Raw genomic sequence first — 13,400 nt, forward strand, 5'->3', positions numbered from 1 at the left:
GTCGTCGGACCAGTGGTGTCGAGGGCCACGGCATCCGCAGGGAGTACGTGCGGTCTGCACGGAGAAACAGGCGGATGCTCCCTGCAGACGTCCTTTCTCCCTGCAACGCGCGCGACCGACCGCCGCTTGCCCGCGCCTCCGAACAGGCGTATAGTCCACGTGGACTAATCGGAGTGGAGCAGGTGATGAAAGACCCTATCGACACGCTCACGCCCATGGGTGTGATGGTGCTCGCGCTGCTGCGCGAAGGCGACATGCACCCGTACGAGATGGTGCGCCTGCTGCGCGCGCGGCACGACGACCGCCTGCTCACGATCACCAACGGCACGCTCTATCACACGGTCGCGCGCCTGCAGAAGACGGGCCTGATCGACGAGATCGGCATCGATCGCGACGGCAATCGCCCCGAGCGCACCACCTACACGCTGACGGATGCCGGCCGCGACACCGTCATCGCGTGGGTGCGCCGCGAGCTGCCCTGCGTCGACCGCGAGACCGACTTTCGAATCGCGCTCGCCGAATCACACAATCTCGAGCGCGATGACGTCACCGCGCTCCTGCGCGAGCGCCGGGACGCGCTCGTCGAGGCGCACACGATGCACCGCGACGGGCTCGCCAAGGCGCACGCCAAGGGGGTGCCCCCGCAGGTCCTCGTCGAGGTCGAGCGTCAGGAGGCGCTCCTCGACGCCGAACTGCGCTGGCTCGACACCCTCCTCACCCGACTCGACGGCGACGAGCTCCGCTGGGGCCCGAACGACTTCGACGACACAGACCGCTACCTCGCTCAGCGAAAGGCTGCACAGCAATGACCGACTCCCGACAGGCCGTAGGCCCCCAGACCGGCCCCTTCGCCGCGGGGCATGCGCCGAAGAGCCCCTGGCCCGCCCTCTGGGCGCTCGTCATCGGCTTCTTCATGATCCTCGTCGACACGACGATCGTCTCGGTCGCGAACCCTGCGATCAAGGCCGCCCTCGACCCGAACACCAACAATCTCGACAACGTCGTGTGGGTGACCAGCGCCTACCTGCTCACCTACGCCGTGCCGCTGCTCATCACCGGACGTCTCGGCGACCGCTTCGGCCCGAAGAACATCTACCTCATCGGACTCGCGATCTTCACCGCGGCATCCCTCTGGTGCGGTCTGTCGACCTCGCTCGAGGGTCTGATCGTCGCCCGCGCCGTGCAGGGCCTCGGCGCCGCGTTCATGACGCCGCAGACGATGGCCGTGATCACCCGCACCTTCCCGCCCGAGCGCCGCGGCGCGGCCATGGGCCTGTGGGGCGCGACCGCCGGCGTCGCGACGCTCGTCGGCCCGCTGCTCGGCGGTGTGCTCGTCGACGGTCTCGGCTGGGAGTGGATCTTCTTCGTCAACCTGCCCGTCGGCGTGATCGCCTTCGTCGCCGCGTGGATCCTCGTGCCCAAGCTCAAGACGCACCCGCACCGCTTCGACATCCTCGGCGTCGTGCTCAGCGCCGTCGCGATCTTCCTCGTGGTCTTCGGCCTGCAGGAGGGTGAGAAGTACGACTGGGGCGTCATCTGGGGCCCGATCACGGTGTGGGGCATGATCATCGCCGGCATCGTGGTGCTCGCGATCTTCATCGTGCAGCAGTGGAAGACGAAGTCCGAGGCGCTCGTGCCGCTCGAGCTGTTCAAGGACCGCAACTTCTCGGGCGCCAACATCGCGATCGCCGCGGTGGGCTTCACCGTGACGAGCATGTCGCTGCCGCTGATGTTCTTCCTGCAGACGGCACGGGGACTCACCCCGACCGAGGCCGCGCTGCTGATGATCCCGATGGCGGTGCTCTCGGGCGTGCTGGCGCCGGTCGCGGGCAAGATCCTCGACCGCACCGACCCGCGGTTCATCCTCATCCCCGGCCTGCTCGCGGTCTCGGGGTCGCTGTTCTGGTACTCGTCGCTGGTGAACATGGACACCCCGATCTGGATGTTCCTGTTCCCCTCCGCCCTCATGGGCCTCGGCAACGCCGGCATGTGGGGTCCGCTCGCGACCACCGCCACTCGGATGCTGCCGATGCGCCAGGCCGGTGCCGGTGCTGGCATCTACAACACCACACGCACGATCGGATCGGTGGTCGGATCGGCCGCGATCGCCACGTTCATGCAGGCCCGCCTCGAGGCGAACCTGCCCGGTATGGACGACGCCAGCGGCTCGATCGGCTCCGGCGGAACTCTCCCGGACTTCGTCGCCGAGGGCTTCTCGACGGGCATGTCGCAGGCGATCCTGCTGCCGGCCTGCGTGATCCTCGTCGCGCTCATCGCGTCGCTGTTCCTGCGCGGTGCGCCGAAGCATCCGACCGTCTGACTCTGTTGATCTGCGGCTGACCGCCGAGACCCATCACCCCCGTCGAGACCCACCATGCGCGACGTCAGCGCCGGTGGGTCTCGACGCGCGTGGTGGGTTTCGACGGGCGGGAGGATGGATGCTTCGCGCAGCCCCCGACGCAGGACCTCGCCCGCGCGTTGACTACAGTAGACGGCGGCGACCGGCCGGTCGCCGACCCGATCCGAGGAGCATCCGTCGTGATCCCACATCCCTCTTCCCTGCGCGAGCGAATGCGCCGCCTCGGCCGCACGACCGGAGCCGCCGTGCTCGCCGCCGTCGTCGCGGGCGTTGCGCTGCTCGGCGCCGCAGCCCCCGCCAGCGCCGCCGACGGCGAGACCTACGTCATCGGCACCGACACGACCTTCGCCCCGTTCGAGTTCACGAACTCCGACGGCGAGCTCGTCGGCATCGACATGGATCTGCTCCGGGCGATCGCCGAGGACCAGGGCTTCGAAGTCGAGATCCGCCAGCTCGGATTCGACGCGGCCCTGCAGGCCCTGCAGTCGAACCAGGTGGATGCCGTCATGGCAGGCATGTCGATCACCGATGAGCGCCGCGAGGTCTTCGACTTCAGCGACCCGTACTTCACCTCGGGCATCCAGCTCGGCGTTCTCGACTCGAGCGATATCCAGTCGCTGGACGACCTCGACGGCAAGACCGTCGCGGTCAAGACCGGCACCCAGGGTCAGACGTTCGCCGAAGACAACCAGGACGAGTACGGCTTCCGCATCACGCCGTACTCCGACACGACCGACATGGTGGATGCCGTCAAGGCGAACCAGGCCGTCGGCTACTTCGAGGACTTCCCGGTGCTGGCGTACGGCATCCAGCAGGGTTCCGGCTTCCGCCTCGTGGGCGAGCCCGAGCTCGGCGGCGAGTACGGTTTCGCGGTCAACAAGGGCATGAACCCCGAGCTGATCGAGAAGTTCAACGCGGGTCTCGCGAACCTCCAGGAGTCGGGCCAGTACGACGAGATCGTCGACACCTACCTCAGCGCCGGTGAGGCATCCGCCCAGCCGACCGACATCATCTCCGTCGCCGTGAAGTACTGGCCGGCGCTGATGAGCGGCCTCGGGCTGACGATCCTCGCGACGCTCGTCGCCCTCGTCGCCGCCTTCGTGCTCGGCATCGTGTTCGGCTTCGGGCGCCTCTCGACCTTCCTGCCGTTCCGCTGGCTCGCGACCGCTTACGTGTTCGTGTTCCGCGGCACCCCGATCCTGGTGCAGGCGTTCTTCGTCTTCTTCGCCATCCCGCAGCTGTTCCCGGGGATCACGTTCAACCCGTTCGTGGCCGGGGCGATCACGCTCTCGCTCAACACGGGTGCGTACATGACCGAGATCATCCGAGGCGGCATCCAGGCCGTCGACCCCGGCCAGAACGAGGCGTCGCGCTCGCTGGGTCTCGGCCACTGGAAGACCATGCAGAAGGTCGTACTGCCGCAGGCGTTCCGCATCATGATCCCGTCGTTCGTGAACCAGGGCATCATCACCCTCAAGGACACGTCGCTGATCAGCGTCATCGGCCTCGCCGAGCTGACGTTCCAGTCGCGTCAGATCATCGCCTCGACGTACCTGTCGGCGCAGGTGCTGACGATCGTCGCCATCATCTACTTCGTCGTGATCACGCTGCTGACGCTGCTCGCGAACCGCCTCGAGAGGAAGTTCAACGCATGAGCAAGATCTCCGTGCAGAACCTGCACAAGTCGTTCGGGAGCAACGAGGTGCTCAAGGGCATCGACCTGACCGTCGATGACGGCGAGGTCGTCGCGGTCATCGGGCCGTCGGGCTCGGGCAAGTCGACGCTGTTGCGCTGCCTGAACAAGCTCGAGGAGCCCACCTCGGGCAAGGTCGTCATCGACGGCGTCGACCTCACCGACAAGAGCGTCAAGCTCGACGAGGTGCGTCAGCGCATCGGCATGGTCTTCCAGCACTTCAACCTCTTCCCGCACATGACGGTGCTGGAGAACATCACGCTCGCGCCGATCGAGCTGGGACGCCTGTCGAAGTCGAAGGCCCGCGAGCGCGCGCTGTCGCTGCTCGAGCGCGTCGGCCTGTCGGAGAAGGCGGATGCCAAGCCGGCTTCGCTCTCGGGCGGTCAGAAGCAGCGCGTGGCGATCGCCCGCGCGCTCGCGATGGACCCCGAGATCATGCTGTTCGACGAGGCCACCAGCGCACTCGACCCCGAGATGGTGGGAGAGGTTCTTCAGGTCATCCGCGACCTCGCCGAGGGCGGCATGACCATGGTGCTCGTGACGCACGAGATGGGCTTCGCGCGCGAGGTCTCCGACCGCACGGTCTTCATGGACGGCGGAGTCGTCGTCGAGGAGGCCGCCCCGGCCGAGCTGTTCGAGGCGCCGAAGAACGACCGCCTGAAGGAGTTCCTCTCGAAGGTGCTGTAGTTCGCGGCATCCGCCCTGCGTGCCTGCGTCGAAACCCACCGCCCGCTTCGAAACCCACCGGTTTCGACGTCGGGCACGGTGGGTTTCGACGTTTGTGGTGGGTTTCGACGCGGGTGGGGTGTGGCGACGCGCATGCGCATGGCCGCTGCGCCACGTCGGGTTTGCGGGCGGATGCTGCCGTCTGATGGGGTGGGGCGATGACCGTGCAGCTCGTCCGACCGACCGTCGATCTCTTCGGCTCCTGGGCCTCTGCCGTGGCGGAGTTCGGAGACGGGCACATCGACGGCTCGGGCCTGACGGCGCCGGTCACCCCGGACCGCGCGACCCTGGGCGCCCTGATCGCGGATGCCGAGCGCCTCGCCGACACGTCGATCGCCCCGCCCGCAGGCCGCGTGCACAACGATCTGTACTGGGTGGTCGACGGCGCGAAGGTCGTCGGATTCCTGTCGTTCCGCCACACGCTCAACGACTGGCTCGCCGAGGCCGGCGGGCACATCGGCTACTCGGTGCGGGCGTCGCGCCGACGGCAGGGGATCGCCTCGGCCGCGCTGCGCCTCGGTCTGGATCGGGCGCGCGAGATCGGCCTGCAGCGAGTGATGATCACGTGCGACGTCGACAACGAGGGCTCGTACCGCACGGTCGAGAGCGCCGGCGGAGTGCTCCAGGACGTGAGCGACCAGTCCGAGCGCGGCATGGGGATGCTGCGCCGCTACTGGATCGAGCTGTAGCGTCGGCGTCCGCTCGGACGAAGTCGTCGAAACCCACCAGCCGCGTCGAGACCCATCGGTACCGACGTCGGGGACGGTGGGTCTCGACGCTTGCGGTGGGTTTCAGGGTGGGGCGGCGCGCGCCGCCCGCGCGGATTACTCCGCGACGCGGGCCGCGATGTCGGTGCGGTAGTGGGCGCCCTCGAGCGAGATGCGGGCGATCGCGTCGTAGGCGCGGGCGCGGGCGGTGCCGAAATCGGATGCCGTCGCCACCACGTTCAGCACACGGCCACCGGTCGCGAGCAGGTCTCCGCCCGGAGCATCCGGTCCGGCGGTCGCGGCGTGCACGATGCGCACACCCTCGACCGACGCGGCATCCGCGAGGTTCTCGATCGGGCGGCCGGTCTGCGGCGCCTCCGGGTAGCCCTCGCTCGCGAGCACCACGGTGATCGCGACGTCGTCGCTGAAGACGGCGTCGGGCTGGTCCTCGAGAGTGCCGGATGCCGCGGCGAACAGCAGCTCCGACAGCGGGGTGAGCAGGCGCGGCAGCACGACCTGCGTCTCGGGGTCGCCGAAGCGCGCGTTGAACTCGATCACGCGCACACCGGCGGGGGTGAGGATGAGACCGGCGTAGAGCAGGCCGATGAACGGCGTGCCCTCCGTGTCGAGCTGGCGGATGACCGGGACGGCCACGTCGCGCGTGACCTCGGCGACGAACTTCTGCTCGCTGCCGAACTGCTCGGCGAGCCAGGGCAGGGGCGAGTACGCGCCCATGCCGCCCGTGTTGGGGCCGGCGTCGCCGTCGAGTGCGCGCTTGAAGTCCTGTGCGGGGCTGAGGGCGCGCACGGTGTCGCCGTCGCTGAGGAAGAAGAGCGAGACCTCGGGGCCCGAGAGGAACTCCTCGACGAGCACGGGACCCGACGGCAGGTACTGCTCGGCGTGCGCGAGGGCCTCGGCGCGGTCGGAGGTGACGATGACGCCCTTGCCCGCGGCGAGACCGTCGGCCTTGACCACGTGCGGGGCGCCGAGGTCGTCGAACGCCGCCTCTACCTCGGCGGTGGTGGTCGCACGCACGGCACGGCCCGTGGGAACACCCGCCGAGTCCATGATGCGCTTGGCGAAGGCCTTCGAACCCTCGAGCTGTGCGGCCGCCTTGCCCGGGCCGAAGACGGGGATGCCGCGCTCGCGCAGCGCATCGGCGACGCCCGCGACCAGCGGTGCCTCGGGGCCGACGACGACGAGGTCGATCGCGTGCTCGTTCGCGAACGCGGTGACCGCGCCGCCGTCGAGCATGTCCACCGCGACGGGGGTTGCATCCTGCGCGATGCCCGCGTTGCCGGGGGAGACGAAGATCTCGTGCTCCGCCTTCTCTGCTCGCAGAGCGAGGATGATCGCGTGCTCACGGGCACCGGAACCGAGGACGAGAATCTTCACCCGTCCAGCCTATCGAGCCTCGTCCGACCCGTTTCGGCGGGTTGCGCGTGCATAACTCCTCAGAATCTGAGGAGTTATGCACGTACTGCCTCCCTGAGCCTGTCGAAGGGCCCCATACACCTGGGTCCCTGAGCCTGTCGAAGGGCCCCACCCCGAGAAACCTCAGACCGGCCGCTCGTCCGCCACGTCCCACGGCACGGTCCACCCGGCCGCGTCGAACATGCCGCTGAGCACCATGGCCGTGAACCCCCACACGATCGTGCCGTCGACGTCGAACGCGGGCGCGCGGAACGTGCGATCCCCGAACGTGCGCACCGAGGTGTATCGCGTCGCCGGGTCGAGCAGTTGCGCCACCGGCACCCGGAACACCTCCACTGTCTCGGCGTGATCGACCGCCGCGACGCGCGAGGGCGTGCGCCACCATCCCAGCACCGGGGTCACGCGGTGGTTGCTCGCCGCCAGGGGGATCTCGGGCAGGGTCGCCAGCACGTCGACACCCGCGGGGTCGAGTCCGGTCTCCTCCTCGGCTTCGCGGAGCGCGGTGGCGACGGCATCCGCGTCGTCCGGCTCGACCCGCCCACCCGGGAACGACACCTGCCCCGGATGCGACGACAGCGTGGGCGCGCGGCGCTGCAGCAGCACGTCGAGGTCGCGCGCGACGGCCGCATCGGGCACGACGGCGGGTTCTCGATCGAGCACGCCGAACAGGATGAGCACCGCCGCGTCGTGGGCGTTCTCGGGATCGAGGAGCGCCGGGAACGGTCCGCCCCAGCCGTGCCCGGATGCCGCGGCGAGCAGCTCGGCGCGGGCTCCCTCGGGATGCATGCTCATGCTGCGAGCCTACGCGCGGTCGTAGTCTGAGGAGATGGCCAAGAAGATCGACATCGTCGACGGGCGTGCGGCGCTCGACGTCGTGAAGAAGGCGGATGCTGCGGGCGAGAAGCCCCCGCGCACGGCCCTTGCCACGGCCGTGCGGTACATGCTGCAGCTGCTCGACGAGAAGGCGCCGGGCAACAGCGTCGAGGTGCGGGTGCCGCCGTTCGGCGCGGTGCAGGTCATCCAGGGGCCGCGCCACACGCGCGGCACGCCCCCGAACGTGGTCGAGATGGACGCCGCGACCTGGCTCGCGGTCGCACTGGGTCAGGAGCAGTGGGCGGATGCCGCTGCATCCGGTCGCATCGCCGCCTCGGGTACGCGCGCCGATCTCGCCGACGTGCTGCCGTTGCGGCCGTAACCGTCGGGTGTCACGGGCTGGGGCCCTTCGACAGGCTCAGAGACCCAGTTCGTCGAAGCATCCCAGCCCCGACGCACTACCGCCGCGCGACGACCAACGGAACCCCCGTGGCGGGGTGCGGGAAGACGTCGACGGGCTGACCGTAGACTTCCTCGATGCGCGGCGCGGTGAGCACCTCGGCGGGGGTGCCGGTCGAGACGACCCGCCCCTGCGAGAGAAGGGTGACGCGGTCGGCGTGCGCGAGGGCGGCGTTGAGGTCGTGCAGCACGATCGCGACGGCGACGCCCTCGGCCGCCTGCAGGCTAATGAGTCGCATGACGTCTTCGTGGTGTTTGAGATCGAGGGCAGCGGTGGGTTCGTCGAGCAGCAGGATGCCCGTGCTCTGAGCGAGTACGCGGGCCAGCGCCACACGGGCGCGCTCGCCGCCTGACAACGACGTCACCGAGCGCGCGCTCAGCGGCAGCACCTCGGTCGATCCCATCGCCGTCGCGACGATCGCGTCATCGTCGTCGGCGGCGGGCGTGCGCGCCCACGGCGAGCGTCCCATGCGCACGACCTGCTCGGCCGTGAACGGGAACGTGACGGTGTTCTCCTGCAGCAGCACCGCGCGCTGCTGCGCGAGGGTGCGGGATCGGATGCCGGTGACCGGCTCCCCGTCGAGTTCTACCCGTCCGGTCTGGGCAGTGACGTCGCCGGCGAGAACGCCGAACAGCGTCGACTTGCCGGCGCCGTTCGGGCCGACGAGGGCGTGGATCTGGCCCGCGTGGATGTCGATCGAGGCGTCGTCGAGGATCGCGCGGCCATCGCCGACGCGCACGGTGAGGCCGGTGCCCCGTAGCCGGACGGTCATGCCCAGCCTCCCGCCCGACGGCGCGTGCGCACGAGCAGCCAGAGGAAGAAGGGGCCGCCGACGAGCGAGGTGATCATGCCGATCGGCATGTCGGCGAGCGGCACGGCGGTGCGGGCGACGAGATCGGCCACGGCGATGAGCAGCGCTCCGCCGAGCGCGGAGGCGATCACGAGCGGCAGGTGCGCGGGGCCGATGATCATGCGCATGAGGTGCGGCACGACGAGGCCCGCGAACCCGATGATCCCGGCGAACGCGACGGCCGCGCACACCAGCAGCGCGACGGTGACGATGACGGTGATGCGCAGGAGCTCGACGTTGAGTCCGAGGTGGCGGGCGGTGCGCTCGCCGAGGGCGAAGAGGTCGAGGCTGGGGGCGACGATCAGCGCGACCACGATGCCGATCGCGACGAGCGGCGCGACGAGGGCGACGTTCTGCCACAGCGCCCCGTTGAGCGATCCGAGCTGCCAGAAGACGATCTGCTCGCGCGTCGACGTCGTGCCGATGAACGTGAGGAAGGCCATTCCCGCCCCCGCGATCGCATTGATCGCGATACCGGTGAGCAGGAGGGTGACGACCTCGGTGCGTCCGCCCGATCGGCTGATGAAGTACACCGAGAGCACCGCGACCAGTCCGCCGATGAACGCGAAGGCTGGGGTGGTCCACATCCCGAACGAGGCGAGGCCGAGGGTGATGCTCGCTGCCGCCCCGAGGGCGGCGCCCGACGAGACGCCGACGACGCCGGCATCCGCCAGCGGGTTCCCGAAGATCGCCTGCATGAGCACGCCCGACACCGCGAGCGCGGCGCCGACGAGCAGGCCGAGCACCAGTCGCGGCATCCGGATGCTGTTGATGACGCCGTAGTCGGTGGCGTTCGTCGGCGCCCAGGCGGTGTCGATGCCGATGCCGTGCAGCAGCACGCCGACGAGGTCGGTGGGGGAGAGGTCGTACTGTCCGCTCGTGATCGAGGCGATGCAGGTGATCACGAGAGCCGCGAGCAATCCGATCACGACCAGCGCGAAGCGCAGCCCCCGGCGCGTGGTCGGCGTCGGGGTGACGACCTCCGAGGTCATTTCGCGGGCTCGGGCGCGTAGAGGGCGCGGGCGAGGGCGCTGATGATCTCGGCCGAGCGCGGTCCGAAGCTCAGGATCTCGCTGTCGGCCATGTCGATCACACGGCGGTTGATCCCGGCGGGCGTCTCGGCGACGGCGGGCACGCGCTCGATCAGTCCGTCGATGCCGCCGACCGATTCGAGCCCATCGGTCATCATCACGAGCACGTCGGGCTTCGCGGCGACGAGGGCTTCGGCGGTCATGGGCTTCATGCCCTCCCACCCGATCTCCTCGGCGACGTCGACGCCGCCGACCGCGTCGATGAGGGAGTCGGCGCCGGAGTCCTCGCCGAAGATGTAGTAGATGTTCGCGCTGCCGCGCACGTAGAGGAAGAGCATGCGGGCGCGGTCGGCCTCGTCGGTCGGCACGATCTCGGCGATCTCCGCCTCGGCGTCGTCGAGCTCGCCGGCGAGGCGCTCGATGAGGGCTTCGCCGCGGGTGTGCACACCCAGCGCGGTGGCGATCTCGGTCACGAGCTCGTCGGTGGTGTCGATGCGGCGGTCGCTCGAGATGACGACGACGGCGATCCCGGCGTCGCGGAGCTGCTGGCGGACTTCCTTCGGGCCGATGGTCGTGTCGGTGAGCACGACGGTGGGGGCGAGCTCGAGGATCGCCTCGGCGTTCAGGCTGTGGCCGCTCTGGGTGACGACCGGCAGGTCTTCGGTGCCCGTGAACTGGGTCGAGGCGTCGCGCCCGACGACCTGGTCGCCGAGTCCGAGGGCGAAGACGGTCGAGGCGATGGTGCCCGAGATGTCGATCGGCAGGATGCGGTCGGCGGAGGTGATCGTGACCTCGCGGCCTTCGCTGTCGGTCACCGTCGTCGGCAGATCGGGCGCCGTGTCGTCGTCGATCGGGGTGATGGCGTGGCTCGACAGGCAGGCGGTGGATCCGCCCTCGACGGCACGGACGTCATCGACGAGGTCGAGATCGGCGATGGCGACGGATGCCTGGGGGCAGTCGTCCACCGGAGCGGCGGAGGCGTCGGGGGCTGCGGCATCCGCGCCGGGCTGTGCGCAACCGGCGAGTCCGATCGCGAGCGAGGCAGCGAGGAAGACGGCAAGAACTCGGCGCATAAGGCAAGGCTATCCTAAAACTTGACGCGAGCCTCGCGCACAGCCTACGCTCAGAAACGGTGGCTGCTTAGCTCAGCCTAACCTAATTCCTTCGCCCGATTGCATAGCGGCACCGCCGGCGTGCGTGCCCGCGCACCCCGGGGCCCGGAGAGAAACCGTGAACTCCACAGCACCCAGCACCACAGCGAGTAGCCGCGTCCGCGCGGCGATAGCTGCCCTGATATCGCTCTTCCTCGTCGTGACCGGCCTCACGGTCGCTCAGCCCGCGCTCGCGGCCGACACCGTCGTCACCACCAGCGTCACCGTGGCCGACACGTCCGGTGTGACGGTGCGGACCACGGCATCCGGTCTTCCCGAGGGCACGGCCGGCGCGTACGCCGCCGTGATCGAGAAGGGGCAGGAAGGCGGCGTCACGGCCGGCGGCGGCTTCGCCGCCATGCAGTTCGTGCGCACGGTCACCGACGGCGGCTTCACGGTCGACCTCGCGGGGGCGGCATCCGCCTTCGACCGCAACAAGACCTACGAGGTCATCGTGTGGCAGCAGCACACGATCCCGGACGCCACCAACATCTACGGCCGTGCCGATGTCACCATCAGCGCCGAGCAGTGGGATGCAGTCTTCCCGCCCGTGACCGAGCCGGAGACGCCGACCGAGCCGGAGACTCCCACGGAGCCGGAGACTCCCACGGAGCCGGAGACCCCGACGGAGCCGGAGACCCCGACCGAGCCCGAGACGCCGACCGAGCCCGAGACGCCGACCGAGCCCGAGGGTCCCGCGTCTGCTGAACTCTCCGTCTTCCTCGCCGACGGCACCACGCCGGTCGGTACCACCGCTCTCAAGGCCGGCGACACCGTCGTCGTGAAGGGAACGGGCTACGACCCGACCGCCAACGTCGGCGGCCGTGGTGTGCCGATCCCCGCGACCCTGCCGCAGGGCACGTACGTCGTCTTCGGTAACTTCGCCGAGAACTGGAAGCCGTCGGCATCCGCTCCCACCGCGAACCGCTCGGGTTCCGTGCAGGCGTGGGCGCTCGCCGAGAGCGTGCTCGACCAGGTCCCCGCCCAGTACCAGTCGACGGTGCGCGGTCAGTGGGCTCCCCTCGCCGCCGACGGATCGTTCACGGCGACCCTGACGCTCAAGGACACCGCTGCGACCCCCGGCTCGTACGGTGTCTACACGTACGGTGCCGGTGGCGTGACCAACGCCGACCAGGAGCGCAGCGTCGCGCTCAATTACGCACCGGCCCCGAAGGTCGCCGTCACCGACCTGGCTGTCAGCGACGCCGGCATCACCGCCAACGTCAGCGGCACGCAGTTCGGCGCCGCGACCGGCGTCTACGCCGCGATCATCGAGACCGGTACTGAGGCAGACGTGACCGCCGGTGGCGGTTACGCGGCGATGCAGTTCGTGCGCAGCGTCTCGGGCGGTGCCTTCACGGTCGCGCTCGCAGCCCCGGCATCCGCTCTCGACCGCACGAAGACCTACGAGGTCATCGTCTGGACGCAGCACACGATGCCGAACGCGCAGACCATGCTCGCGCGCACGCCCGTCTCGATCTCGGCGGCGCAGTGGGACATCGTCAAGCCGGTTCCCGCGGCTCCCGAGATCTCGGTCTTCCTGGCCGATGGCGTGACGCCCGTCGGAAACACCGCCCTCAAGACCGGCGACAAGGTCGTCGTGAAGGGATCGGGCTACGACCCGGCCGCCAACGTCGGCGGCCGTGGTGTGCCGATCCCCGCGACCCTGCCCCAGGGTACCTACCTCGTGTTCGGTAACTTCGCCGAGAACTGGAAGCCGTCGGCATCCGCCCCGTCTGCGAACCGCTCGATCGGATCGCAGCTCTGGGCGCTCTCCGAGACCGTGCTGAACGAGGTTCCCGAGGCGTTCCAGCCGACCATCCGCAGCCAGTGGGTCGACATCGCGGCGGACGGCACGTTCACCGCGACCCTCACGCTGAAGGACTCCGCGGCCAAGCCCGGTACGTATGGTGTGTACACCTACGCCGCCGGCGGTGTCGTGAACGCCGAGCAGGAGCGCAGCGTCGCCCTGAACTACACCGAGGCGCCGGTCGCGACCGCGACCGTGAAGTCGGCGAACGAAGACGGACTGACCGTCACGGCCGGAGGCTCCAAGCTGGGGTCGATCACGGGTGCGTACGTCGCGCTGATCGAGGCGGGTACTGAGGCGGATGTGACCGCCGGTGGTGGTTTCGCGGCGATGCAGTTCGTGCGTGACGTGTCGGGTGGTGCGTTC

11 protein-coding genes and 1 pseudogene are annotated in these 13,400 nt (G+C 69.5%); 7 read left to right on the plus strand and 5 right to left on the minus strand.

Annotation, left to right across the window (positions count from 1 at the left end):
- Positions 1-185: 185 nt before the first annotated feature.
- The 5 genes from ACFY9N_RS01850 (at position 186) to ACFY9N_RS01870 (ending at position 5,467) form a co-directional block, all read left to right on the plus strand.
- Entirely contained in the window at positions 186-809 is a 624-nt protein-coding gene (locus ACFY9N_RS01850; RefSeq protein ID WP_391476548.1) for a PadR family transcriptional regulator, read from the plus strand.
- A complete protein-coding gene (locus tag ACFY9N_RS01855; RefSeq protein WP_391476550.1) occupies positions 806-2,320 on the plus strand; it encodes a DHA2 family efflux MFS transporter permease subunit in 1,515 nt (504 codons plus the stop codon). Before ACFY9N_RS01850 ends, ACFY9N_RS01855 begins: the two co-directional genes overlap by 4 nt.
- A 251-nt stretch (positions 2,321-2,571) precedes the next feature.
- Positions 2,572-4,014 (plus strand): amino acid ABC transporter substrate-binding protein/permease, encoded by a 1,443-nt coding sequence (locus ACFY9N_RS01860; protein WP_391478436.1) that lies wholly within the window; start codon positions 2,572-2,574, stop codon positions 4,012-4,014.
- Entirely contained in the window at positions 4,011-4,739 is a 729-nt protein-coding gene (locus ACFY9N_RS01865) for an amino acid ABC transporter ATP-binding protein (RefSeq protein ID WP_391476551.1), read from the plus strand. The genes ACFY9N_RS01860 and ACFY9N_RS01865 overlap by 4 nt, the downstream gene beginning before the upstream one ends.
- Before the next feature lie 197 nt (positions 4,740-4,936).
- On the plus strand, positions 4,937-5,467 hold the full coding sequence (locus tag ACFY9N_RS01870; protein ID WP_391476552.1) for a GNAT family N-acetyltransferase: 531 nt from the start codon (positions 4,937-4,939) through the stop codon (positions 5,465-5,467).
- A gap of 135 nt (positions 5,468-5,602) precedes the next feature.
- Here ACFY9N_RS01870 and purD read toward each other — a convergent pair whose 3' ends face one another.
- Positions 5,603-6,880, minus strand: a complete 1,278-nt coding sequence (gene purD, locus ACFY9N_RS01875; protein ID WP_391476554.1) for a phosphoribosylamine--glycine ligase — start codon at positions 6,878-6,880, stop codon at positions 5,603-5,605.
- A 162-nt stretch (positions 6,881-7,042) separates the two neighbouring features.
- Complete coding sequence (locus tag ACFY9N_RS01880) at positions 7,043-7,711, minus strand: NUDIX hydrolase (RefSeq protein WP_391476555.1); 669 nt, start codon at positions 7,709-7,711, stop codon at positions 7,043-7,045.
- Positions 7,712-7,745: 34 nt separating this feature from the next.
- On the opposite strand from ACFY9N_RS01880, the gene ACFY9N_RS01885 reads away from it, so the two are divergent.
- Positions 7,746-8,114, plus strand: a complete 369-nt coding sequence (locus tag ACFY9N_RS01885; protein ID WP_391476556.1) for a sterol carrier family protein — start codon at positions 7,746-7,748, stop codon at positions 8,112-8,114.
- 76 nt (positions 8,115-8,190) lie between these two features.
- Here ACFY9N_RS01885 and ACFY9N_RS01890 read toward each other — a convergent pair whose 3' ends face one another.
- Genes ACFY9N_RS01890 through ACFY9N_RS01900 form a run of 3 tightly spaced genes read right to left on the minus strand, consistent with a single transcriptional unit; the run spans position 8,191 to position 11,146 of the window.
- Positions 8,191-8,964, minus strand: coding sequence for a heme ABC transporter ATP-binding protein (locus tag ACFY9N_RS01890; protein ID WP_391476557.1), 774 nt, complete (start codon positions 8,962-8,964; stop codon positions 8,191-8,193).
- The gene (locus ACFY9N_RS01895; RefSeq protein WP_391476558.1) at positions 8,961-10,034 is read right to left on the minus strand and encodes a FecCD family ABC transporter permease; all 1,074 of its coding nucleotides are present in this window, start codon (positions 10,032-10,034) and stop codon (positions 8,961-8,963) included. The genes ACFY9N_RS01890 and ACFY9N_RS01895 overlap by 4 nt, the downstream gene beginning before the upstream one ends.
- Entirely contained in the window at positions 10,031-11,146 is a 1,116-nt protein-coding gene (locus ACFY9N_RS01900; protein WP_391476560.1) for a hemin ABC transporter substrate-binding protein, read from the minus strand. The genes ACFY9N_RS01895 and ACFY9N_RS01900 overlap by 4 nt, the downstream gene beginning before the upstream one ends.
- Positions 11,147-11,303: 157 nt before the next feature.
- On the opposite strand from ACFY9N_RS01900, the pseudogene ACFY9N_RS01905 reads away from it, so the two are divergent.
- Positions 11,304-13,400, plus strand: a pseudogene (locus ACFY9N_RS01905) (hypothetical protein); the annotation flags it as partial.

Source organism: Microbacterium sp. NPDC008134 (assembly GCF_042957055.1).
Lineage (GTDB): Bacteria > Actinomycetota > Actinomycetes > Actinomycetales > Microbacteriaceae > Microbacterium.

Coding starts and splice junctions, on each gene's coding strand:
- ACFY9N_RS01850 (WP_391476548.1), top strand. CDS start 186: ATGAAAGACCCTATCGACACGCTCACGCCCATGGGTGTGATGGTGCTC.
- ACFY9N_RS01855 (WP_391476550.1), top strand. CDS start 806: ATGACCGACTCCCGACAGGCCGTAGGCCCCCAGACCGGCCCCTTCGCC.
- ACFY9N_RS01860 (WP_391478436.1), top strand. CDS start 2,572: ATGCGCCGCCTCGGCCGCACGACCGGAGCCGCCGTGCTCGCCGCCGTC.
- ACFY9N_RS01865 (WP_391476551.1), top strand. CDS start 4,011: ATGAGCAAGATCTCCGTGCAGAACCTGCACAAGTCGTTCGGGAGCAAC.
- ACFY9N_RS01870 (WP_391476552.1), top strand. CDS start 4,937: ATGACCGTGCAGCTCGTCCGACCGACCGTCGATCTCTTCGGCTCCTGG.
- ACFY9N_RS01880 (WP_391476555.1), bottom strand. CDS start 7,711: ATGAGCATGCATCCCGAGGGAGCCCGCGCCGAGCTGCTCGCCGCGGCA.
- ACFY9N_RS01885 (WP_391476556.1), top strand. CDS start 7,746: ATGGCCAAGAAGATCGACATCGTCGACGGGCGTGCGGCGCTCGACGTC.
- ACFY9N_RS01890 (WP_391476557.1), bottom strand. CDS start 8,964: ATGACCGTCCGGCTACGGGGCACCGGCCTCACCGTGCGCGTCGGCGAT.
- ACFY9N_RS01895 (WP_391476558.1), bottom strand. CDS start 10,034: ATGACCTCGGAGGTCGTCACCCCGACGCCGACCACGCGCCGGGGGCTG.
- ACFY9N_RS01900 (WP_391476560.1), bottom strand. CDS start 11,146: ATGCGCCGAGTTCTTGCCGTCTTCCTCGCTGCCTCGCTCGCGATCGGA.